This window comes from Proteus sp. LHD240705 (assembly GCF_047921555.1).
Taxonomy (GTDB): Bacteria; Pseudomonadota; Gammaproteobacteria; order Enterobacterales; family Enterobacteriaceae; genus Proteus.
Window position 1 is genome coordinate 217898 of record NZ_JBLRMI010000006.1, and the last position, 22353, is coordinate 240250.

Consider the following 22353-nt stretch of genomic DNA (forward strand, 5'->3'; position numbering starts at 1 on the left):
GTGAATATCTGTTTACTTTGTGAAGAAGGCGCTGATAACAGCGCCTTATCTGATTTAGCGCAACGTTGGGGCTTAGTTCACGATGAAACGCAAATTATGGCATTAGTGTTAACACCTACTCACCTTGAATTACGCAAACAAGATGAACCTAAATTGGGTGGTATTTATGTCGATTTTGTGGAAGGCACCATGGCGCACCGTCGTAAATTTGGCGGTGGTCGAGGTGAAGCTGTGGCAAAAGCGGTCGGCATTAAAAAAGACTACCTACCTGATGTAGTTGATGCAACAGCGGGACTTGGTCGTGATGCGTTTGTATTGGCCTCTATTGGTTGTAAGGTGAGAATGGTTGAACGCCACCCTGTTGTCGCGGCGTTGCTTGAAGACGGCTTAAAACGAGCTTATCTTGATCCTGATATTGGTGAATGGATGCAAGAACGTATGACACTGATCCACGCCTCTTCAGCTCAAGCACTGACAGAAATCACACCAGCACCCGATGTAGTTTATCTTGATCCTATGTATCCACATAAAGCGAAAAGCGCATTAGTGAAAAAAGAGATGCGAGTATTTCAGTCTTTAGTAGGTGCCGATGAAGATGCAGATGCACTATTAGAACCAGCAATGACGTTAGCTAAAAAAAGGGTTGTGGTAAAACGCCCTGATTATGCAGAACCATTAAATAATCAGCCCGCACACGCCAATGTAACTACAAAAAATCACCGTTTTGATATTTATCCTTGTGTGTAATCACTTACACATTAGGAAAAAATAAATAAATTTTAAATCTAACGGGTGTTAAACACCCGTTCAGAATAGATAAAATTTACAGAACGCCTTGTGCCAGCATTGCATCAGCGACTTTAACAAAGCCTGCGATGTTCGCGCCTTGGATATAATTAGTTTGCTTACCTTCACCACCGTAATTCACGCAAGCATGGTGAATATCTAACATAATGTGATGTAAGCGAGCATCCACTTTCTCTGCTTTCCAGCTTAAACGTGCCGCATTCTGTGCCATCTCTAAACCAGAGGTTGCAACACCACCAGCATTAGCAGCTTTACCTGGCGCAAACAGGACACCCGCTTCAGTAAAGGCATCCGTTGCTGCAATCGTTGTTGGCATATTCGCGCCTTCAGCAACGGCTTTCACACCATTTTTGATAAGTATTTTAGCCGCTTCCAAATCTAACTCATTTTGTGTTGCACAAGGCAAAGCAATATCAACAGGAACAGCCCAAGGTTGTTGCCCTTCAAGATACGTTAAGCCAAATTCTTTTGCGTACTCTTCAACACGACCATAATTATTTTTAATTTCAGTGAGTCGAGCGAGTTTTTCAGTAGTAAATCCAGCTTCATCAACCACAGTACCACCTGAATCCGATGCTGTTATTACTTTAGCGCCTAACTCTAAACATTTTTCGATAGTGAACTGTGCAACGTTACCCGCGCCAGAAACCGCTACACGCATTCCCTCAAGAGACATACCATGACGTTTAAGCATCGCATTAGTAAAGTAAACTAAACCATACCCAGTAGCTTCTGGGCGGATTAAACTACCACCAAATGAAAGACCTTTACCTGTAAATACACATTCATTGCTATTAGACAGCTTTTTCATCATGCCTGCCATAAAACCGACTTCTCGTGCACCCACACCAATGTCACCAGCAGGAACATCCGTATTGGCACCTAAATGGCGATAGAGTTCCGTCATCAGTGCCTGACAAAAACGCATGACTTCCCCATGACTTTTACCTTTAGGATTAAAATCGGAACCACCTTTGGCTCCTCCCATTGGCAATGTAGTTAATGCATTTTTAAATGTTTGCTCAAAACCTAAGAATTTTAGGATAGAAAGATTTACTGATGGATGAAAACGCATACCACCTTTGTAAGGTCCAATGGCTGAGTTAAATTGGATACGCCATGCACGGTTAACTTGCACTTGCCCTTTATCATCTAACCAACAGACGCGAAACTGGATAATACGTTCAGGCTCAACTAAGCGCTCAAGTAATGATTGTTCACGATATTGTGGGTTTTTCTCTAAAAAAGGCCACAAAGTGGTAAAAACTTCACGAACCGCCTGATGATACTCAGGTTGATGAGCGTTATATTTTTCTACCCCTTCTAAAAACGAAGATAATGAGCCAGATATATTCATTCAGCTATTCCTTTTTTGTGTAATGTGATGTTGGCATAACCTCATTTATTCGGAATATTTTTGGGTTTTGTGAGGTTGATGTTGTTTTACTTCTTGAATATATCATTAAAATACATTCACACTTCAAGACATTTTTTTCATAATTAGACAAAAAAAAAAGGTTGACTCGGTTTAAAAGCAGGAAAAATAGGAATTTTAGGCAAAAAAAATACCTGCATAAGCAGGCATTTTTTTTGCTTAAACAAGCAATCGATTATTATTCATCATCTTTCAGAGGAACAATTAGCATATCAACATGCACAGTATTAATTAGTTGGCGTGCTGATGACATCAATTTGCTCCAGAAGTCTTGGTGATGACCACAAACGACTAAATCCATATCGTATTTCTTAATCGCATCAACCAGAACTTGGCCTAAATCACCACTACCACTCAGGGTTTCCTGAATTTCATAACCTGATTTATCAGAGAGGTCTTTTAACGCGTTACGGGTTTCATCAGTAATACGTTGCTGCATATCACCGAGGTTGACATCAATTAGACCGGTATAAAGATCAGAGTAGTTAACATCAACGTGAATTAAGGAAACTTTGGCATTATAGGGTTTTGCCATAGATACAGCTTTCTGTACTAAGACGTTACTCTCAGGGGATAAATCAACTGCCACTAGAATATGCTTATAAGCCATCGTGAACTCCTTCCATAAGCTGATTAATCGGTTGGAAAGGCTGTTAAGCCTAAATCCTATGTATTAAATATAACGTTTTAAGATGAAAATTAGATGTCGCCTTGATCACAACTTATGTCAAATTCATCAAGAAAGCATCTATCGATAAATAACAATATACACCATTTTACATTAGCACGATGTCATTCACCGACAATATCATCATAATAATGAGAATTGAGTATAAAAAACAACAAAAACACCCTTTTAGAGTTATTTTTTATCTTTTTTTCTGAAAAAGGAAACAACTTGAAAAAGTCACTTTTGTTTATTGCTTAATTTCACCTAAACTTAAATTAGAGAAAAAAGTAACCTTTATTGGTAAAGGTTTTCTCATCTCAGAATCTATTATTCTAGGGAGGGGATTATGTTTAATGTCATTGTTGTCTTTTGGGCGCTATGTATTCTTTGCCTGATTAATATGATGCGTTATTTTTCATCTATTCGGGTATTGCTCACGATATTGCGCCAATCTGATCCTTTGCTCTACCAATCTGTGGATGGCAATGGATTTTTTACTATGCACGGACAATTTTCAAAACAACTAAGACTAATTCGCTATATCAACCAACGCCAATACGTCAGTCATCATAATCCTGAAGTCATTATGCGTTGTGAGCGGATTTATCGGCAATTTTATCTTGTTAGCCGTTTTTGTATTTTGGCTGTCGCAAGTTTAATTGCCATGCTTTTTTGGTAGGTAATAAAAATAAAAAACGGTGACTAAAAAGTCACCGTTTATAAACAAACTTAGGTAATTATTGTTATCAGCTATTCACAATAAATGTAAGTGATATCCAATAAAGTAAACCTGATAAACCAATGCTAACTGGTAATGTTAAGATCCAAGCCAGTGCAATATTTTTCACCGTCTTCGATTGGACACCACCACCATCAACAATCATTGTACCTGCAACTGCAGATGACAGAACTTGTGTTGTTGATACAGGCATACCCGTATAACTTGCTACACCAATGGATACCGCTGCTGTTACTTGCGCAGAAACCCCTTGAGCATAAGTCATACCTTTCTTACCAATCTTCTCACCAATCGTTACTGCAACGCGTTTCCAACCTACCATTGTCCCGATAGAGAGCGCTAATGCCACTGCGATAATGATCCAAATCGGAGCATATTCCACGGTGTTTAGCAGGTCACGACTCAATGTTTTTAAGAACCGTGCATCTTGGGCGCTAGTTTCTGGTAATTTAGCCACTTCTGTTGCGGTATCAGCGATACACATAAGTAATCGACGCATTTGAGCACGTTGGTCTGCAGTTAGCTCATCATAAGAGCTAATATTTGCAAGCATCTGTTCTGTTTGATTCAGAACAATTGGCGTTCTTGCGCTATTACAATGGAAATCTGTATCACTAGCATCAGCTTGTACTGGTACTACTGGTGTATTATCAATAGCATGCTGTAGTGCTGGCTGATGTTTCTCATAATATTGTTGTAAGTGCACAACTGCATCATGAGTTTTGGTGATATCGTATCCGCTCGCACTCATATTGACGACAAAGCCCGCAGGCGCCACGCCAATTAATACCAACATGATAAGACCGATACCTTTCTGCCCATCATTTGCACCATGAGAGAAACTCACCCCAACTGCAGATAAAATCAGTGCAGTACGAGTCCAAAATGGCGGCTTACGCTTACCATCTTGCTTCTCACGTTCAGCAGGTGTCAGGTGAATACGACGACGTTTTTTCGTACCACTCCAGTAACGGCGCAGTAAGAAAATCATCGCGCCTGCAATAACCAAGCCGATAATTGGTGAAAGAATGAGTGATAGAAAGATACTGATCATTTTTGGTATGTTTAATGCGTCAACGATAGACGAATCTGTCACGATAGCATTTGTTAAACCAATACCAATGATAGCACCTATCAGCGTATGTGAACTTGATGCTGGAATACCGAAATACCATGTACCTAAGTTCCAGATAATGGCGGCTAACAGCAACGAGAAGACCATGGCAAGGCCATGAGCTGAGCTCACATTCAGCAGAAGATCTGTCGGTAACAAGTGAACGATAGCATAAGCTACGCTCAATCCACCGAGCAAAACTCCAAGGAAGTTAAATACACCCGCCATCACGACCGCAAATTGCGCACGCATAGCACGAGTATAGATAACAGTTGCTACCGCATTTGCGGTATCATGGAAGCCGTTAATAGCTTCATAAAATAGCACAAATAACAGTGCTAAAACCAACATCAAACCTGTGTGAAATTCTAGGTCAGTAAACAAATGTAGCATAGACGTTAAGCCAGTTAGTTGGACATGAACGCGGCGCATTATCAGCGACAAATGCGAACGGTGGAAGCGAAATTTAACCTTTTTTTGATTTGATAACCAAGAAAATTAGAACCTTTTTAAGATAATTCCTTATATATCATTTAATTAATAAAAATAAAAAAAAAGTAAATTTCTGACAATTTTTTTCCTTGCTAATAAGAATTTAGGTGAAAAATGCAGATTTCTCCATATAATTTTACAAAAATACTCTGATCTTACGCGAAAATCATTGATTAAGTTGTCAGAGAAAACCAAGAACGAGACATCATTGTGGGATCATACGATACAGTAATTATAGGTGCAGGTGCCGCGGGGCTTTTTTGTGCGTCTTTAGTAGGACAAGCAGGATTATCTGTTTTAGTCCTCGATAATGGCAAAAAAGCGGGCCGTAAAATTCTAATGTCAGGTGGTGGGCGTTGTAATTTCACCAATATGTATATCGAACCTTCAGCGTACTTATCAGAGAATCCTCATTTCTGTAAGTCAGCACTTGCTCGCTATACACAATGGGATTTTATTGAATTAGTGCAAAAACATAACATTGCCTACCATGAAAAAACGCTAGGACAGCTATTTTGTGATGATTCAGCACAGCAAATTGTTGATTTATTACTCACTGAATGTCAAAAAGGGAAAGTAAGTGTTCGCTTACGTAGTGAAGTCACGCAAATCGAGAAAACGGATGTGGGCTTTACTATTTTTGTTGATGGAAAAACGATCACAACACCTTCGGTGGTCATTGCCAGTGGTGGTCTTTCTATGCCTGGTTTAGGAGCTACTCCTTTTGGCTATAAAGTTGCAGAACAATTTGGACTTTCTGTTTTACCCACTCGCGCAGGTTTAGTGCCTTTTACTCTGCATAAACCCCAACTTGAGCAATTAAGCCAACTATCTGGTGTAGCTGTACCTGCCATTGTGACGGCAAAAAATGGGACAAGCTTTAAAGAAAATATTCTTTTTACACACCGTGGTCTTTCAGGTCCCGCGATTTTACAAATTTCTAGTTATTGGCAAGCTGGAGAGTATGTAAGTATTAACTTACTTCCAAGCATTGATCTTGAAAGCCTTCTCCAAGAAAAACGTCAAGAGCATCCGAATCAATTATTAAAAAATACACTTTCTCGCTTATTACCAAAGCGTTTTATTGAAATAATGATAGAAAATAAACAGTTACCTGATGTTTCCCTGACCCAACTTAGTAATGAACGTATTACGCAAATTGCAACGTTATTACAAGAATGGCAAGTTCAGCCTAATGGTACTGAGGGATATCGCACCGCAGAAGTCACACTAGGTGGCGTAGATACCCGTGCCCTTTCCTCTAAAACAATGGAAGCCACAAAAGTAAAAGGACTCTATTTTATTGGGGAAGTGGTTGATGTCACAGGTTGGTTAGGTGGATATAACTTCCAATGGGCGTGGAGTTCGGCTTATGCCTGTGCGCAGAGCCTTATTTCAACACCAAAATCAACAAACTGATAAATTACACATAATAAAAGCCAGCCATCATCAATCAGTGATGGCTTTTTCTTCTTGTATTTCTCGGTAGAGATTAAAAATACCTTATATCCCTTCCTTTCCTCTGGTTCTATGCCACATTTTCTCTTCTTTTTCCTATAAATGACCCCATAAAGAATATTGTTAACTATTTGGTTATATTACTGTTTTAAAAAATTATTAAAATAACACAACTCTTTAATCAGTGAGTTAAAACTTTTTTAGCGCTTTTTTCTAATTTGCTTAAAAAAGGGCTTTACAAATGATACTGAGAACTATTATCATCAATAACACTTTCAGATGCACCACCTTCAGGGTCATATGAAAGAACGACATTGCTCACATTGCTTCCAGTGTTTTATTTTAGCCAGCCGGGTGCTGGCTTTTTCTTTTCTAGAACTTATTCGATGTTTTTGTTTTCTCTTATTCAAATTATTTGGATCTTCAGGTTAAATTCCTCCGCTTTTTTACTTTGCGCTATTGAGTAAACTGTGTTCAACAACTTCAGAGAAGGAAACACATTATGATTTATCTACGCAAAGCAAATGAAAGAGGACACGCTAATCATGGTTGGCTAGATAGCTGGCATACCTTCTCTTTCGCAAATTACTACGATCGTGATTTTATGGGATTTTCTGCACTACGAGTGATTAATGAAGATCGCGTAATACCCGGTGAAGGTTTTGGTACTCACCCACATAAAGACATGGAAATTTTAACCTATGTGCTTGAAGGTAATATCGAGCATAAAGACAGCATGGGTAATAAAGAAAATGTTCCCGCAGGTGAGTTTCAAATAATGAGTGCAGGTACAGGTATTACTCACTCAGAATATAATCCAAATAGTGATAAAGGACTGCATTTTTACCAAATTTGGATTATGCCAAACACCGTCGGTATCACACCACGTTACGATCAACGTCGTTTTGATACAACAGTGAGCAAACAGCTTATTTTATCGCCAGATGCCCGTGATGGCTCTTTAAAAGTCTTTCAAGATATGACGTTATGGCGCTGGAACCTGAAAAAAGGTGAAGAAGCACAATATCAAGCTGAAACAGGACGCAATGTTTGGCTACAAGTTGTGAAAGGCAAAATAACGATTAATGACATAATTGCGACCACCAGTGATGGTGTGGCTATCGCAAATGAAGATATGATCCGTTTCGTTGGTGATGAGGACAGTGAAATTTTACTGTTTGATTTACCTCCAGTAACAGCATAGTTGGGTTATCACCCTCTAAAGTCACTTTTTCTCTAATAAACAATTTCACTTTATTTTCTTTCTATTCCCTGAAATCTTCTCGCATTTCAGGGATTTTTTTTATCTCAAAGATCTCAAATAAAAAACACCAAACATCCTATGAGTTTGGTGTTTTTATTCATGCTAATAAAAATTAACGTTTTGGCCCAACTTTAGTCAACGCTTGACCCGCTGGGGTGTCTGTATATTTATCAAAGTTTTTCACAAAGCGATCGGCAAGATCGTCTGCTTTGGTATCCCATTGCGTTTTATCAGCATAAGTATCTCGAGGATCTAATATTTCACTGTTAACGCCTGGCAGTGCGGTTGGGATCTCTAAATCAAATACTGGCAGTGTTTTCATTGGTGCTTTATCAATATCACCATTTAAGATGGCATCAATAATAGCGCGTGTATCTTTAATAGAGATACGCTTACCTGTACCGTTCCAACCTGTATTAACCAAGTAGGCTTTAGCACCTGATGCTTGCATACGTTTTACCAATACTTCAGCGTATTGTGTTGGGTGCAGAGATAAGAATGCCGCACCAAAACAAGCCGAGAATGTTGGCGTTGGCTCAGTCACACCACGTTCAGTTCCCGCAAGTTTAGCGGTGAAACCTGATAAAAAGTGGTATTGCGTCTGTTCTGGTGTTAAACGTGAAACAGGAGGTAACACACCAAAAGCATCCGCTGTTAAGAAAATAACTTTCTTAGCGTGACCTGCTTTGGAAATGGGTTTAACGATATTATCAATATGATAAATAGGGTAAGAAACACGAGTATTTTCTGTTTTCGAACCATCGTCGAAATCAACAGAGCCATCAGATAACACAACCACGTTTTCTAACAGTGCATCACGTTTAATTGCACCATAGATATCAGGTTCGGCTTCTTTTGATAAGTGGATTGTTTTCGCATAACAACCGCCTTCAAAGTTAAACACACCGTCATCATCCCAGCCATGTTCATCATCACCAATTAGCTTACGCTTAGGATCGGTTGAAAGGGTTGTTTTACCTGTGCCTGATAGACCAAAGAAAATAGCAACATCACCACTTTCGCCAACGTTTGCGGAGCAGTGCATAGAAGCTATGCCTTTAAGAGGAAGGAAGTAGTTCATCATAGAGAACATACCTTTCTTCATCTCGCCACCGTACCAAGTACCACCAATTAACTGAATGCGTTCAGTTAAATTGAAAGCAACGAAGTTTTCTGAATTCAGACCTTGCGCCTTCCAATTTGGATTTGTACATTTCGCTCCGTTCATCACAATGAAGTCTGGTGTGAAATTCTCCAGCTCTTCTTGTTCAGGACGAATAAACATATTTTTAACAAAATGCGCTTGCCAAGCAACTTCTGTGATAAAACGAACTTTCAAACGTGTATCCGCATTCGCACCACAAAATGCATCGACAACAAACAAACGTTTGCCTGATAGCTGATTGGTTACTAATGATTTTAAGTCAGTCCACACTTCTTGTGAAAGTGGCTTATTATCGTTCTTACCTTTACCCTGATCAGCCCACCATACGGTGTCACGAGTAACATCATCACGAACAATGTATTTATCTTTCGGAGAACGTCCAGTAAATATACCTGTATCAACGGCAATAGCGCCTAACGAGGTTTGTGTGCCTCGCTCGTAACCTGTTAATCCAGGCTTGGTTTCTTCATTAAATAACAGTTCATAACTTGGGTTATAAATGATTTCACTCGTGTCCTTAATACCGTACTGCTGGAGATCCTTAGGGGTAAGACCTTTAACGCTCATAGTTTCGCTCCTGATAAATAGACCTTTCTACGAATAATATTAAGGTGTTACGAGTAATTAACAGCGATTGTTATCAATATTTTGAAAATTTATAATTTTTTTATGTTAAGAACGAGAGCTAATGCACAAAACTACAGAAAAATTGTTGAATAAAAAAGGACGCAAAATGGCGTCCTTTTGATAAAACTGACTTGCTAAATCGAATCAGTGCAATTCAGAGTCGCTCAACTTATTGATATTATTAATATCATTCTCATTGAAGATATAATGAGTTCCACAATATTCACATTCCATATCAATATTTCCCTGTTCTTGCAACAGGTGAGTTACATCTTCTTTCGACAATGTTACTAATGTATTTTCACAGCGTTCACGTGAACAAGTGCAATGAAATTCAACAGGTTGAGGATCATAAAGAGTGACATCTTCCTCGTGATATAAGCGATGTAAGATCTCTTTAGTATCTAGCGTAAATAGCTCTTCAGCTTTAATTGTGTGCGTTAACTGTGTGAGCAATTCAAAATGTTCAGCAGTATGTTCTGCTGTGAACTCTTCTGATGCAGGCAATACTTGTAATAGCATACCCGCTGCGGCTGGTTTGCCCGCTTGCATACCACTACGAATAAATACGCGTGTAGGTAACTGTTCTGATTGCTTAAAGTAGTTATCAATACATGCTTCAATAGTTTCACCATCAAGAGCAACAATACCTTGATAACGTTCACCTTTTTCAGGCGTTACCGTGATGACCATAAAACCATTACCGATCATCTCTTTTAATGTACTTCCAGCCTTAACATCATCACCTACACGCGCAACACCACGCATTTGTTGATTATTGTTGCCATTAATAACCGCCAATCGTACTGGACCATCGCCTTGTATTTGAACTGTAATATCTCCTTCAAATTTAAGCGTTGCTGTTAACAAACTCGTTGCCACCAACAAATCACCCAAAAGGCATTGAACTGGCTCAGGATAATGGTGATTTTCAAGCATTGATTGATAGGTTTCAGTCACATTGACCAATTCACCACGTACCGCGTTTTTTTCAAATAAAAAACGTGATAAAGCGTCTTTTTTAGACATAACTTTCTCTCATTTCAGGGAATCGGTTAATCCGATTCTTGTAAATTTGTCTGTTTGAAGCGAAGTAAGGTGCGTCTTTCCTTTTTATCAGGGCGACGCTCAGGATGAGGCATTGTTAACGCATTCATTTTTCTTGCTAGAGCAATTTTTTCTCTTTTAGCAATACTCTCTGGTGTTTCACAATAGAGTGTCTGCGCTTGTGTAGCACCTTGTCGCTGTGCACTCACCATGAGAATGGTTACCGTCCGTTCATCATTACCTTGTCGTAGGCGTATTTCTGCGCCTTCTTCAACGATTTTACTTGGCTTGCCTCTCACACCGTTGTAATGGACTTTACCACCTTCAATCATTGTGTGAGCAATGGCACGCGTTTTATAAAAACGAGCAGCCCAAAGCCATTTATCTAAGCGGACACCACTTTCTTGTGATGGTTGACTCATCCCTTTCTCCTTAACTTCAACTTCTTTACGAAGGCGATAGTGTAAACACATAGCCTTCCACAACAAGGGACTTACTGAGGAGGGCGATAAAAACAGTGCTCATAATAGAGACTGATTTTATTCATGCGTTGGTTATTTTGTCGCCGGCGCCGGATGATAAGAAATAGGTTCAATATTAAGAACCCGATAGCAAGAAACAATAATAACGTATTACCGATGTAATATAACATTGTCATCGAGTCTGGCAGGCTATGTAAAAATATCTGTAACGTGCCATTTGCATCGATAACCATGCCTGTTATGACACCTCCGGTATCAAAAGGCGTGTGTAATAAAATATCAGATAAACGTTGTAGTTCTCGCCACTGTTCTAACGGGGTCGGTTCAAATACCGAATTTGAACTTGAAGCGTAATCAACAAGTTGTTTTCTCTCATCACTGATTAACAGCACACCACCTGGTGGAGGACTGTTTAACAGTATTGCGGCTTTATCTATTTCTCGGTAGATAAAAGAAGATGTGGTGGTGTCGATAAGCTTTTCCAAGGCCTCAGCACTCACTGCACGCAATAAAACATTAGTTCCGGTTAATTTTCCACTTTCAGCTCGTTGAACTAATGCAGTCCAATCATTGACGTTACTTAAGTTAACTAGCGCCATTTTTAGCCGAATACATTCATTTTCTCGTGGACATAAATCCTGTGTTTTCAACACAATGCCATCAAAATTATCTAACAAGTTCATCCCAGATTTAGTTATCGCTTGGCCTAAACTTGGGTTAACTCTGTTATTAGAAACAGGGTGTAATTGCTCTTCAACCATATGCAATAAAGCGGCAGCTTTTTCTATCGTGCTCGATTCAGGCATTGGCATTGGATTACTGTTATTCCAATAAATCCCTGAGCAATCAAAAGGTGCAAAAATCGTTTTATTATTCTTACTTGATAAATTAGGTGGCATGTAGCACATCCCAACCCCTTTAGCTTGAATAATATCTCCGACATGCAAATCGGTTGTTTCCAACTCGGTAAAGTTGGTGACTAAATGAGGTTCAGTATCTTTAAGCCATGAAAAGCTGAGTTTCATAGAAAGAGAAAGTGGCTGATAAAGATACAACATTCCAATAATAAACAAACTCCAAAAAACGAAAATAATATTTTTAATATATCGTTTATAAGGATAATTTTTCTCTTCATCATGTAATGAAAGGTAATTTCCTTGTTTTACAACATGATGGTTTGGATACATTTCTAAATAGGTCACCTTATCAATATCGTTTTGGATATAAGGCTCCCAATGAGGCGGGTAAACAAGATCAATCCCCCCTAAAGAAACATTTTTTACCTGCCCATGATCAAAATTACCAAAAAGCCCCCAGCGCTTTAAGCGCCCTTTAAAACAGTGGATTTCTTGTTTACGTGGTTTGATTAAAGGGTTGTGGATCAGAAAAATACCAACAGCAAGAAAAGCACCACCAGTCGCTAGGATCCAAGGAAGAAAAACTTGAGGCATCATTAAGGCTGTTAGACACAACGTAAGCCCTATACAAATAAAAGAGCCATCCCAAAAACCAGATGAGTTATGTAATCGATATTCTTCGTTAGTTTCTTCTCGGATTTGTAATAAGTGAGCCGCATCACCTTCGTTCTTTTGGATAGTTGATGAACCATTTGCCAATATCGGTTCAGACAGCTGTTTTAAACTTAGCGCAGAAAAATGAATTTTTTCATCTTTTAAGAAATGTCCATTCACACCAACAACGATGGGGATCGAAGGGGTACAGACAACATCAAGAACGTTTTCTTGCTGAAGATAAGGAACGAGCAGCGGGGGAATATGAATTTCTACAGCATCAATATAGTAACGCCAATGATTTAATCCTTCACTAGAACCTGCAAAGCGATTAACGATATTTCTTAATGTAGTAACGACTTCGCCTTTAATTGGCATTTCGGGGAAGTTTTGTAATGAATAGCCAGAAGAGAAGTTTGATGTACCAAAATAAGATAAATAATCACTAATAAGCCCATAGTCATCAGAAGTGAGCTTGCGATAAGTAGGTTTAGCGAGAGATGGGAGATGATGTGAGCCATCAAGCCGCCTTCTTTTAAAGAATAGAAAGGCGGCCATTATAAATAGGCTTATCATCAAGATAGCCAATATAATGACTGATAATCTCATTTTTTCCCCATGCTTATACTGATGCTGCGTAGTAACAATAACAAATTTAAAACCCTGCCTAACATAAGGCAATTCCTATTCTTTTGTTCTATTTTTTATTTAAATACAATAGATTATATTTTTGCAGTCGCGTTATAATTTATATCTATAATCAAGTTTATATCCGCTAACAATGCTATCTTCGGGTAAAATAGCGAATCAATAAATAATAATATTCTCAAAAAATCAATAAATAACTAGATTTGATAGCGGAGTGTACTCAATTTTCCTTTAAAAGCTAAATCTAATTGTTAGATTTATTTTGTCATTAATGTGTTAAATTCAGGTTAATCTCTATTCTGCCAGGGACTGTTATGAAAGAACTAAAAAAACCCAATATATTAAACATTGATAACATCGCCCGTTCTCGATTATTTCAGATCCAATCCGTTAATCTGGAGTTTAGCAACGGAGAAAAGCGCACTTATGAGCGAATGAAACCCGCTAATCGTGAAGCTGTTATGATTGTTCCTATTATTGATGACAATCTTATTCTTATTCGTGAATACGCCGTAGGTATCGAAAATTACGACTTTGGTTTTCCCAAAGGCGCCATTGATCCTGGTGAAAATGCCCTACAAGCCGCAAACCGCGAACTAAAAGAAGAAATTGGTTATGGTGCCCACTCATTAATAGAACTCGCAAAGCTTTCTATGGCGCCATCTTACTTTTCTAGCAAAATGAACATTGTCATTGCGCATGACCTTTATCCAGAGCAACTCGAAGGTGATGAGCCTGAGCCACTAATCCAAATACGTTGGCCTATCGCCAAAATGATGGATTTACTCGACCACCCAGATTTTACAGAAGCTCGTAGTGTCAGTGCTCTCTTCTTAGCTCACCGCTATCTATTACAAAAATAAATAGATAATAAAAAACCGGACTTTAACATCCGGTTTTTATTTTCGATTAATTAGAATAACTCGTTAGATTCGCCATTATCCTCAAAAATCTGTGTTCCTACTTCATTTTTTGCCCTTTCTGTCGGTTGAGTCCCATCAATAAAATATTCTTTCATTGAAGGGCCATCACCTGCCAATTTTCCTGTTCTTCTATCAATTTGAACAGCCACAACACCTTTTGGCACAGGCATCATATTAACAGGGACACCATCCAGAGCCACTTTCATAAAGTCATTCCAAATAGGTTGCGCTGTTTTAGCACCCGCTTCCCCACCACTCGCGGCAGTTCGACCTAAATTGCGGCTACTGTCATCAAAGCCAATCCAAGCTGTGGCAACAATATTGGCACCATATCCAGAGAACCATGCATCTTTAGAACTGTTTGTTGTTCCGGTCTTACCACCAATATCTTGGCGTTTAAGATCACGAACAGCACGCCAACCTGTACCAGACCATCCCGGTTCACCCACAAGGTTTGTCCTTAATGCATCATGCATTAAGTAAGCCAGTGGTGTGCTGATAACGTGTGGTGCATAAGGGCTTTCTTTTACAGTTTCAGCTAACGGTGCTTGTTCTAATTCAATTTCAGGCGTAGCAGCTGCTGGCTGAGATTTATTAGATTGAGCAACGTTTTCCATATAGTCATCAGATAACGCAATAGAACGCATGGTATCGCCGTAAATAACAGGGATATCAGTACAATCCGGGCAAGCTATCTTTGGTTTTGCAGTAAACAGCTCTTCACCATCAGCATTTTCAATACGTTGGATATAGTAAGGCTCAATGAGATATCCGCCGTTTGCCATAACAGCAAATCCTCGTACCATTTGCATTGGTGTAAATGATGGTGATCCTAATGCTAAAGATTCTGTTCTATCGATATTTTGATTAGGGAAACCAAAACGTAATAGATAATCAGCAGCATAATCCACGCCCATCGCGCGCATTGCACGTACCATCACCACGTTTTTAGACTGGCCTAAACCTTGACGTAAACGAATAGGGCCGGCATAAGTTGGCGGTGAGTTTTTAGGGCGCCAATCTGTTCCTGCACCAGCATCCCAGCGGCTAATAGGTAAATCATTAAGCAGTGTCGATAACGTCAATCCTTTATCTAATGCAGCAGCATATAAGAAAGGTTTAATGTTTGAACCGACTTGGCGTAAAGATTGAGAAACTCGGTTAAATTTACTGATCTCAAAATCAAAACCACCAACAAGCGCAATAATCCCTCCATTGATAGGATCTAATGCAACAAATGCCGCATTAACACCCGGAAGTTGCGCTAGCACCCAACTTTTTTCGTTATTTTGACGTACCCAAATTTGCTCACCAACATGCACAACGGCATCAACTTTTGTTGGTGTTGCGCCTTGAGAGGTGTCAGAAATAAATTTACGTGCCCAACGAACCGCTTTTAAATCTAGCGTAATGTTGTCGCCCGTTTTTAAAATGACTTTGGCTTCTTTCGCATCAGCAGATAACACAACAGCTGGAATTAAAGGGCCATAAGTTTGGATCCCTTTTAATTTCTTGTTGATAGCTTCGTTATCCCATGGTGTTTGCCCTTCACTCCACAAAACTTCTTGAGCACCACGGTAACCATGACGCATGTCGTAGTCGATAACATTATCACGCAAGGCTTTTTCTGCCGCTAATTGATCTTTACGAACCACAGTGGTGTAAATTTTATAGCCATCAGTGTAGGCATTTTCACCATAACGCTCGTACATCTCCATACGCACCATTTCGGTTAGATAAGGCGCTGAGAAATCAATTTGAGGTGCGTGGTATTTCGCAACAATAGGCTCTGCTCTTGCACTTTCATATTGTGCGCGAGTGATATAGTTCTCTTCATACATACGCTGTAAAACGATATTACGACGTTTTAAGGCACGATCATAAGAATAAAGTGGGTTAAGTGTAGAAGGTGCTTTAGGTAAGCCAGCAATCACAGCCATTTCATTAAGGCTCAGATCGTGAACACTTTTACCAAAGTAAACATAAGCGGCAGCACCCACACCATAAGCACGATTACCCAGATAAATTTTATTTAAATACAGCGCTAAAATTTCATCTTTAGTGAGCTCTTTCTCAATGCGGATCGCCAAAAAGGCTTCTTTTATTTTGCGCATTAATTTCTTTTCAGGCGTTAAAAAGAAATTTCGAGCTAATTGTTGCGTAATGGTACTAGCGCCTTGGGAGGCTTGTCCTGATGTTAATGCCACTACAACAGCACGCGAGATCCCAATAGGGTCAATACCGTGGTGTTCACGAAAACGCGTATCTTCTGTTGCGATAAAAGCATTAATAAGTTGAGGAGGCATCTCCTCCAATGTTAGCGGTAAACGACGTTTCTCGCCGTATTGCGCAATCAACTCTCCGTCTGCACTAAATACCTGCATAGGGGTTTGTAAACGAACATCTTTTAATGTCGCGACATCGGGTAACTGAGGCTCAACATACTTATACATACCGTATATCGAGGCTGCTCCCAAAATTATGCAAGCAAAAACGAAGATGAAAAAATATTTTAAGAACTTCACCTTAAATTTCCCATGTAGTGTGAATTGGGCGGTTTATAAACAAACAGTGCGTAGTATAAAGGTAACGCCTCTTTGAAAATAGGCAATTACTCATCAATAGATATGGATATCATTTATGGAAACACACAATTACCAGATTGGTATTGAAATTAACACTCATCATATCAATGCAGTTTTGGTATTTCAGCAGAATAAACAATGGAAGATCAGTGCATTTTGGCAATTCCCTTTACCTCTTAATGACGATTTAAATGATATAAAATTAAGAAAAATCCTAATGGGTTGGCGTAAAAAATTACCTTCTATTAATAATGTTACGCTTTCTCTACCGGATATTTATGAAAACTATCAAATTATCCCACTGCCTCATGCTGTTTCCCTTACATCAGCAGCATGTTATCGGTTGGCGCAACTACGAGCCACATCTTACACACAAAATACGAAAATCCCTGTTAATTTTGATTATCGGCAAAATAAGGGGAAACTCGCTATTCACCTGTGCCATAAAACGATTTTAGATAAGTATATTGACTTATTTTCTCGAATAAACTTAACAATAACTGCGATTGATACCCCAGCGTGTGCACTACGCTATTTAGCAACTTACCTCGGCATCTCACCTCAGAATCCCCTTTTGTACTGTAAAAACAAAACGCTACTTTGGGTATCATCTGATGAAAATATGCCCCATTACGGCACTCTCACCTATGAAAACCAACAAGAGCAACAAGCTTGTATTTATCAGTTAATAGAAAAATACCATTGGCCATTAAAACAGTGTTATTTAACGGGTGATAATGAAGAATATTTTAGCCAGTTGATGCCTCTTTGGCCCAATCTTTCCCTCAACTTATTTAAAACAACGTCAGATAAAGATCTCATTCCATTTGTTGCATTAGGTTTGGCATTACGCCCTGAAGAGGTGCTATGTATCAAGTAAATTACCTACCTTGGCGCCACAGCTTATTTAGACAAAAAGCATTGTTATGGCTTTCTCAAACGCTATCATTGGTCACGATCACTTTCGTTATTTGTAGCTATTACACCTACCATTTGGCACAAAAACGATCACTCATAACAGATCAACAACGCCAAACTCAGCAACAAGAAGATTTATTACTAAAACAGGTCGATATATATCAAACACAGAAAAAACAAACACTTTTACACTATCAGCACTATTCACTCTATTATCAAAACTGGTTGCGCTATTTACATTACATTCGCTTCTTTCGAGCTATCGAAACCCATCTTCCCTCAACTGGTTGGATTAGCCACTATGGTGAGGCAGATAATCAACGCTCACTGCATCTCACACTCCCCAATACACAATCACTCTCCTTTATTACCAACCTTAAAAGTCACTCTGTTTTAGCCTCTTTAACGTTGAGTTATTTACAACAAAACAAAGCTGATCCGTCTTACACAGAAGTGCATTTAAACGGAAAATCAGAAGAACAAGAGCGATGGAATAAAGAAGATGAGGGAAGCCAATGAAAATAAATGCACAATGGTTGTTACTTATTGCGTTTCTACCTAAGTGGAAACTCACTTTACTGAGCTTAATGATACCTTTTATTACCCTGCTATTTTATTACCTCTTTATCTACACGGACTACCAGCAAGAGATAGCCCAACAACACCTAGAAATAGCACAAAGACTAAAGCGTATTAATCACTATCAAAGCACATTAGACACAATGCCATCTATTAATTCACTAATCACACAACAAATAGATTATGACATTCCATTCGATAACCCACCGGTTAGTGAGCAATTACAACGCTTACTAATGACTTATCATTTTATACCAGAGATTTGGGAAAACACGCCTAACTCTTTATATAAACTCACTTTTACTTTGTCTTACCCACAGTTTTTAACACTATTGGAATACCTCAGTCAAACAAGTTTAGCGCTGATCTCTCTGCATATTGTTCCAATAAAAACCCATCTAATTTCAGTACAAATGAGCTTTACAGAGCTAAGTTATCCTAGTGCAATACAGGGTGATATATCATGAAGATAGGAATTTTAATCGTCATATTATATATGATGACAACCACCATTTGGGCTCACACTCGAGACCCCTTCTTTCCTGAGAATAGCGATGATGAAAAGATATCATCTACCTTTATTGAAGAGCGAACATCTACTACAGAACAACCTGAAGAATTACATCACCAACTTTATCCTTTAAATTATGCTGATGCTGAGAGACTAGGCGAACAACTAAGTGATCACACTATTCCATTACTAAGTCAGCAGGGGCGAGTTATTATTGATAGAGAAGCGAATAGTCTTTCAATAGTTGATAATAGTAAAACACTATCTGAAATTGGGGATTGGCTAAAATTACGGGACACCCCACAACAACAAGTTCATATCACCGCACATATTGTGAGTAGCAGTCAGGATGCTCTAAATGAATTAGGTACTCAATGGGGATTACAAGCATTAAAAACACAAACCGAAGCAGCATCTACCATACCTAATGCTATTTCAACAACCTCCTCGCTTAATTCAGCGCTATCAACGCCTTCACTTTCTGCATTATCACTCCATCAAAACACCAAAAACCCTCTTCACTATATTGCATTTAATATTGCTAGAATTAATGGGCGCCTATTAGAGCTTGAATTAAGTGCGTTAGAACAAGAGAAACAGTTATCTATTATTGCCAGTCCGCGGCTAACAACCGCTCATGAAAAAACAGCCTCCATCAAACAAGGAACGGAGATCCCCTATGTCAGTCGAGATAATGAAATCACACGAGTACAATTTAAAGAAGCCGTCTTGGGTATGGAAGTAACGCCCATTATTCAAAGAAATAAAAAGATAAGGTTAATACTTAAAATTAGTCAAAACACACCAGGTATTGCACTTGTTCAAGGCGGAAGTGAACATCTTTCTATTGATAAACAAGAGATCAGCACAGAAGTGACTATTCGCGATGGAGAAACCATTATGTTAGGAGGTATATTTCAGCAAAAGCAACAAGAACACACAGCAAAGATCCCCTTCTTATCCTCTATTCCATTACTAGGCGTACTTTTCAGTCATAAAAGAGATCAACACAGTCGCCATGAATTGGTTATTTTTATTACACCCAAATTAATATAATTTTTTATGTGATAAATATTTTTATTATAAAATACAAAGCACTACATGTTTTTCACTAGAGTTAAACTGAGAGTTATTCATTGTTTTTTCTTATAATCAGTATTTATAGATTTGACGATGAGGACGATTTAGCTTACAAGGGTTAGCTAATTTGAGTGAGCCTGAAACATCACAATAAAAATACGGATACATTTTATGCACTTCCTCTATTCTTGGAGGTAGGGCTTTTTATATGTAATATTGATCGATTGATGACGAAAAAGACAATATTATCAGATGCGGTTTTCCGACTAAATTGTGTTAGAATCTCCGCGTTGCCAACAAAGATAATTACTTTTTTAGTAGTTTTTGTTATGTACTGTGGGCAAAGGGATTTTTATCCTATGTTGTCGCTTATGACAGCATGTGGTTATTTTATAGCGATCTACTGAAAGAACTCAGTCTTATTATGAGAGTAGATAACAAATGTTATCAGGTGTGAATTAGATAAACACTCATAAATTTCAGTTTAGGTCCCGTCGCTGAATGAATTTGGCGGGGCGGGTTATCATTAACGAATATCTTAGTAATACCAAAAACATGGCAGAGAAACGTAATATCTTTCTGGTTGGGCCTATGGGTGCCGGCAAAAGCACTATTGGTCGTCAGTTAGCTCAACAACTTAGTATGGAGTTTTATGATTCCGATCAGGAAATTGAGCGGCGTACAGGTGCAGATGTAGGTTGGGTATTTGATGTTGAAGGCGAAGAAGGCTTCCGTCAACGAGAAGAAAAAATAATCAACGAACTCACTGAAAAGCAAGGCATTGTGTTAGCAACAGGTGGTGGTTCGGTGATATCGCGAGAAACCCGTAACAGATTATCTGCACGCGGTGTGGTTGTTTATTTAGAAACCAACATCGAAAAGCAGCTCGCGCGTACCCAACGTGATAAAAAACGTCCTTTATTGCAAGGTGTTGAACCTGTGCGCGATGTCTTAGAGACATTAGCTGAAGAACGTAATCCTCTTTATGAAGAAATTGCTGACATCACTATTCATACTGATGATCAGAGTGCAAAAATTGTAGCCAATCAAATAATTGAATTATTAGAACAAAACTAATAAATTCAGCTATTTATAAGGTTAAGTAAAGACAATAAAAAGAAGGCCACTGTTATGGAAAAAATCACTGTCACATTAGGTGAAAGAAGCTATCCCATTACCATTGCTTCTGGCCTTTTTCATCAAGAAGATACCTTTTTACCTTTAAAATCAGGGCAGCAAGTTATGATAGTCACAAACGTGACACTTGCTCCACTCTATTTAGAAAAGGTAACGGACACCTTAAAAAAACAGGGTGTTTTGGTTGATAGCGTAATTTTGCCTGATGGCGAACAATACAAATCGCTTGAAATCATGAATGATGTCTTTACTGCATTATTAGAAAAAAATCACAATCGAGATACAACACTTATCGCATTAGGCGGTGGTGTTATTGGTGATCTAACTGGTTTTGCCGCAGCAAGCTATCAACGTGGCGTTCGCTTTATCCAAGTACCAACAACACTATTGTCACAAGTCGATTCTTCTGTTGGTGGAAAAACCGCAGTTAATCATCCTCTTGGCAAAAATATGATTGGTGCGTTTTATCAGCCCGCTTCTGTTGTTATCGATCTCGATTGTCTTGCCACATTACCGCCTCGTGAACTTTCATCGGGTTTAGCTGAAGTTATTAAATATGGCATCATTTTAGATAAAGACTTTTTTATCTGGCTTGAAAATAATATTGATAAACTCTTGGCTCTTGATCCTAAAGCCATGGCATTTTGTATCCGTCGTTGCTGTGAGCTAAAAGCTGACGTCGTTGCTGCTGATGAAAAAGAAACAAGTGGCTTACGCGCACTACTCAACCTTGGCCATACCTATGGACATGCCATTGAAGCCCATATGGGATATGGTGTTTGGTTGCATGGTGAAGCCGTTGCCGCAGGTATGGTAATGGCGGCAAGAACATCTCAAGCACTTGGTCAATTCACTGAAGAAGAGACCCAACGTGTTATTCAATTGCTTGAGAGAGCCAATCTCCCCATCAATGGTCCTATTGAAATGACACCTGATGACTATTTACCTCATATGATGAGAGATAAAAAAGTATCTGGTGGCAAATTACACCTTGTTTTACCAAAAGGTATCGGTCAATCCGAATTACGTGCCGATATTACTCGCGAACAAGTCCACAAAGCGATAACATCTTGCATTAATGCAAATTAAGCTCCCCATTACCTGACAAGCAATAAACTAGAATATTCATTTAAGGAAAATTCTGGTTAATATTGTCAAATG

At 38.8% G+C, this 22353-nt stretch carries 19 protein-coding genes; 11 read left to right on the forward strand and 8 right to left on the reverse strand.

Features of this window, described 5'->3' with window-relative positions; translation table 11 throughout:
* Entirely contained in the window at nucleotides 1–747 is a 747-nt protein-coding gene (gene rsmJ, locus ACNART_RS13100) for a 16S rRNA (guanine(1516)-N(2))-methyltransferase RsmJ (protein ID WP_198626259.1), read from the forward strand.
* Nucleotides 748–823: 76 nt separating this feature from the next.
* On the opposite strand, the gene gdhA is transcribed toward rsmJ, so the two are convergent.
* Entirely contained in the window at nucleotides 824–2164 is a 1341-nt protein-coding gene (gene gdhA, locus ACNART_RS13105) for an NADP-specific glutamate dehydrogenase (RefSeq protein WP_196533884.1), read from the reverse strand.
* 256 nt (nucleotides 2165–2420) lie between these two features.
* On the reverse strand, nucleotides 2421–2852 hold the full coding sequence (uspA, locus tag ACNART_RS13110; protein ID WP_023583131.1) for a universal stress protein UspA: 432 nt from the start codon (nucleotides 2850–2852) through the stop codon (nucleotides 2421–2423).
* 406 nt (nucleotides 2853–3258) lie between these two features.
* On the opposite strand from uspA, the gene uspB reads away from it, so the two are divergent.
* Nucleotides 3259–3591: a universal stress protein UspB gene (gene uspB / locus ACNART_RS13115; RefSeq protein WP_160230819.1), complete on the forward strand. Its 333-nt coding sequence runs from the start codon at nucleotides 3259–3261 to the stop codon at nucleotides 3589–3591.
* A gap of 67 nt (nucleotides 3592–3658) precedes the next feature.
* Here uspB and pitA read toward each other — a convergent pair whose 3' ends face one another.
* The gene (gene pitA, locus ACNART_RS13120) at nucleotides 3659–5158 is read right to left on the reverse strand and encodes an inorganic phosphate transporter PitA (protein WP_198620170.1); all 1500 of its coding nucleotides are present in this window, start codon (nucleotides 5156–5158) and stop codon (nucleotides 3659–3661) included.
* Nucleotides 5159–5467: 309 nt separating this feature from the next.
* Between pitA and ACNART_RS13125 the strand changes: the two genes are divergently transcribed.
* Both ACNART_RS13125 and ACNART_RS13130 read left to right on the forward strand, forming a co-directional pair.
* Nucleotides 5468–6676: an NAD(P)/FAD-dependent oxidoreductase gene (locus tag ACNART_RS13125; protein ID WP_160230820.1), complete on the forward strand. Its 1209-nt coding sequence runs from the start codon at nucleotides 5468–5470 to the stop codon at nucleotides 6674–6676.
* A gap of 541 nt (nucleotides 6677–7217) precedes the next feature.
* On the forward strand, nucleotides 7218–7919 hold the full coding sequence (locus ACNART_RS13130; protein ID WP_109374170.1) for a pirin family protein: 702 nt from the start codon (nucleotides 7218–7220) through the stop codon (nucleotides 7917–7919).
* Nucleotides 7920–8091: 172 nt separating this feature from the next.
* Here the strand turns inward: ACNART_RS13130 and pckA are convergent, their stop codons facing one another.
* The 4 genes from pckA to umoB form a co-directional block, all read right to left on the reverse strand.
* Nucleotides 8092–9711: a phosphoenolpyruvate carboxykinase (ATP) gene (gene pckA / locus ACNART_RS13135; protein WP_198620156.1), complete on the reverse strand. Its 1620-nt coding sequence runs from the start codon at nucleotides 9709–9711 to the stop codon at nucleotides 8092–8094.
* A gap of 204 nt (nucleotides 9712–9915) precedes the next feature.
* Nucleotides 9916–10800 carry an Hsp33 family molecular chaperone HslO gene (gene hslO, locus ACNART_RS13140; protein WP_198629948.1) on the reverse strand — a complete coding sequence of 295 codons (885 nt, stop codon included), beginning with the start codon at nucleotides 10798–10800 and terminating at the stop codon, nucleotides 9916–9918.
* 26 nt (nucleotides 10801–10826) lie between these two features.
* Nucleotides 10827–11240, reverse strand: a complete 414-nt coding sequence (gene hslR / locus ACNART_RS13145) for a ribosome-associated heat shock protein Hsp15 (RefSeq protein WP_368927976.1) — start codon at nucleotides 11238–11240, stop codon at nucleotides 10827–10829.
* A 71-nt stretch (nucleotides 11241–11311) separates the two neighbouring features.
* Entirely contained in the window at nucleotides 11312–13420 is a 2109-nt protein-coding gene (gene umoB, locus ACNART_RS13150; protein ID WP_109374168.1) for a flagellar biogenesis regulator UmoB, read from the reverse strand.
* A 353-nt stretch (nucleotides 13421–13773) separates the two neighbouring features.
* Between umoB and nudE the strand changes: the two genes are divergently transcribed.
* On the forward strand, nucleotides 13774–14322 hold the full coding sequence (nudE, locus tag ACNART_RS13155) for an ADP compounds hydrolase NudE (protein WP_109374167.1): 549 nt from the start codon (nucleotides 13774–13776) through the stop codon (nucleotides 14320–14322).
* Nucleotides 14323–14372: 50 nt separating this feature from the next.
* On the opposite strand, the gene mrcA is transcribed toward nudE, so the two are convergent.
* Entirely contained in the window at nucleotides 14373–16907 is a 2535-nt protein-coding gene (mrcA, locus tag ACNART_RS13160; protein ID WP_109374166.1) for a peptidoglycan glycosyltransferase/peptidoglycan DD-transpeptidase MrcA, read from the reverse strand.
* Nucleotides 16908–17022: 115 nt separating this feature from the next.
* On the opposite strand from mrcA, the gene ACNART_RS13165 reads away from it, so the two are divergent.
* The 6 genes from ACNART_RS13165 to aroB all read left to right on the forward strand — a co-directional run bounded on the left by ACNART_RS13165 (nucleotide 17023) and on the right by aroB (nucleotide 22281).
* The gene (locus ACNART_RS13165) at nucleotides 17023–17847 is read left to right on the forward strand and encodes a hypothetical protein (protein ID WP_198626256.1); all 825 of its coding nucleotides are present in this window, start codon (nucleotides 17023–17025) and stop codon (nucleotides 17845–17847) included.
* On the forward strand, nucleotides 17835–18404 hold the full coding sequence (locus ACNART_RS13170; RefSeq protein WP_368927977.1) for a fimbrial assembly protein: 570 nt from the start codon (nucleotides 17835–17837) through the stop codon (nucleotides 18402–18404). Before ACNART_RS13165 ends, ACNART_RS13170 begins: the two co-directional genes overlap by 13 nt.
* Nucleotides 18401–18931: a hypothetical protein gene (locus ACNART_RS13175; RefSeq protein WP_368927978.1), complete on the forward strand. Its 531-nt coding sequence runs from the start codon at nucleotides 18401–18403 to the stop codon at nucleotides 18929–18931. Before ACNART_RS13170 ends, ACNART_RS13175 begins: the two co-directional genes overlap by 4 nt.
* Nucleotides 18928–20031, forward strand: coding sequence for a type IV pilus secretin PilQ (pilQ, locus tag ACNART_RS13180; protein ID WP_198620161.1), 1104 nt, complete (start codon nucleotides 18928–18930; stop codon nucleotides 20029–20031). The genes ACNART_RS13175 and pilQ overlap by 4 nt, the downstream gene beginning before the upstream one ends.
* A gap of 579 nt (nucleotides 20032–20610) precedes the next feature.
* On the forward strand, nucleotides 20611–21132 hold the full coding sequence (gene aroK, locus ACNART_RS13185) for a shikimate kinase AroK (RefSeq protein WP_129586866.1): 522 nt from the start codon (nucleotides 20611–20613) through the stop codon (nucleotides 21130–21132).
* Nucleotides 21133–21186: 54 nt separating this feature from the next.
* A complete protein-coding gene (aroB, locus tag ACNART_RS13190) occupies nucleotides 21187–22281 on the forward strand; it encodes a 3-dehydroquinate synthase (protein WP_198620162.1) in 1095 nt (364 codons plus the stop codon).
* The last annotated feature ends 72 nt before the right edge of the window (nucleotides 22282–22353 follow it).

What these genes read in the sequence shown, in the direction of transcription:
- ACNART_RS13130 (WP_109374170.1), top strand. Translation starts at nt 7,218, where the DNA reads ATGATTTATCTACGCAAAGCAAATGAAAGAGGACACGCTAATCATGGT.
- hslR (WP_368927976.1), bottom strand. Translation starts at nt 11,240, where the DNA reads ATGAGTCAACCATCACAAGAAAGTGGTGTCCGCTTAGATAAATGGCTT.
- ACNART_RS13175 (WP_368927978.1), top strand. Translation starts at nt 18,401, where the DNA reads ATGAAAATAAATGCACAATGGTTGTTACTTATTGCGTTTCTACCTAAG.
- nudE (WP_109374167.1), top strand. Translation starts at nt 13,774, where the DNA reads ATGAAAGAACTAAAAAAACCCAATATATTAAACATTGATAACATCGCC.
- aroB (WP_198620162.1), top strand. Translation starts at nt 21,187, where the DNA reads ATGGAAAAAATCACTGTCACATTAGGTGAAAGAAGCTATCCCATTACC.
- uspA (WP_023583131.1), bottom strand. Translation starts at nt 2,852, where the DNA reads ATGGCTTATAAGCATATTCTAGTGGCAGTTGATTTATCCCCTGAGAGT.
- umoB (WP_109374168.1), bottom strand. Translation starts at nt 13,420, where the DNA reads ATGAGATTATCAGTCATTATATTGGCTATCTTGATGATAAGCCTATTT.
- uspB (WP_160230819.1), top strand. Translation starts at nt 3,259, where the DNA reads ATGTTTAATGTCATTGTTGTCTTTTGGGCGCTATGTATTCTTTGCCTG.
- gdhA (WP_196533884.1), bottom strand. Translation starts at nt 2,164, where the DNA reads ATGAATATATCTGGCTCATTATCTTCGTTTTTAGAAGGGGTAGAAAAA.
- ACNART_RS13165 (WP_198626256.1), top strand. Translation starts at nt 17,023, where the DNA reads ATGGAAACACACAATTACCAGATTGGTATTGAAATTAACACTCATCAT.
- pckA (WP_198620156.1), bottom strand. Translation starts at nt 9,711, where the DNA reads ATGAGCGTTAAAGGTCTTACCCCTAAGGATCTCCAGCAGTACGGTATT.
- aroK (WP_129586866.1), top strand. Translation starts at nt 20,611, where the DNA reads ATGGCAGAGAAACGTAATATCTTTCTGGTTGGGCCTATGGGTGCCGGC.
- ACNART_RS13170 (WP_368927977.1), top strand. Translation starts at nt 17,835, where the DNA reads ATGTATCAAGTAAATTACCTACCTTGGCGCCACAGCTTATTTAGACAA.
- hslO (WP_198629948.1), bottom strand. Translation starts at nt 10,800, where the DNA reads ATGTCTAAAAAAGACGCTTTATCACGTTTTTTATTTGAAAAAAACGCG.
- pilQ (WP_198620161.1), top strand. Translation starts at nt 18,928, where the DNA reads ATGAAGATAGGAATTTTAATCGTCATATTATATATGATGACAACCACC.
- pitA (WP_198620170.1), bottom strand. Translation starts at nt 5,158, where the DNA reads ATGCTACATTTGTTTACTGACCTAGAATTTCACACAGGTTTGATGTTG.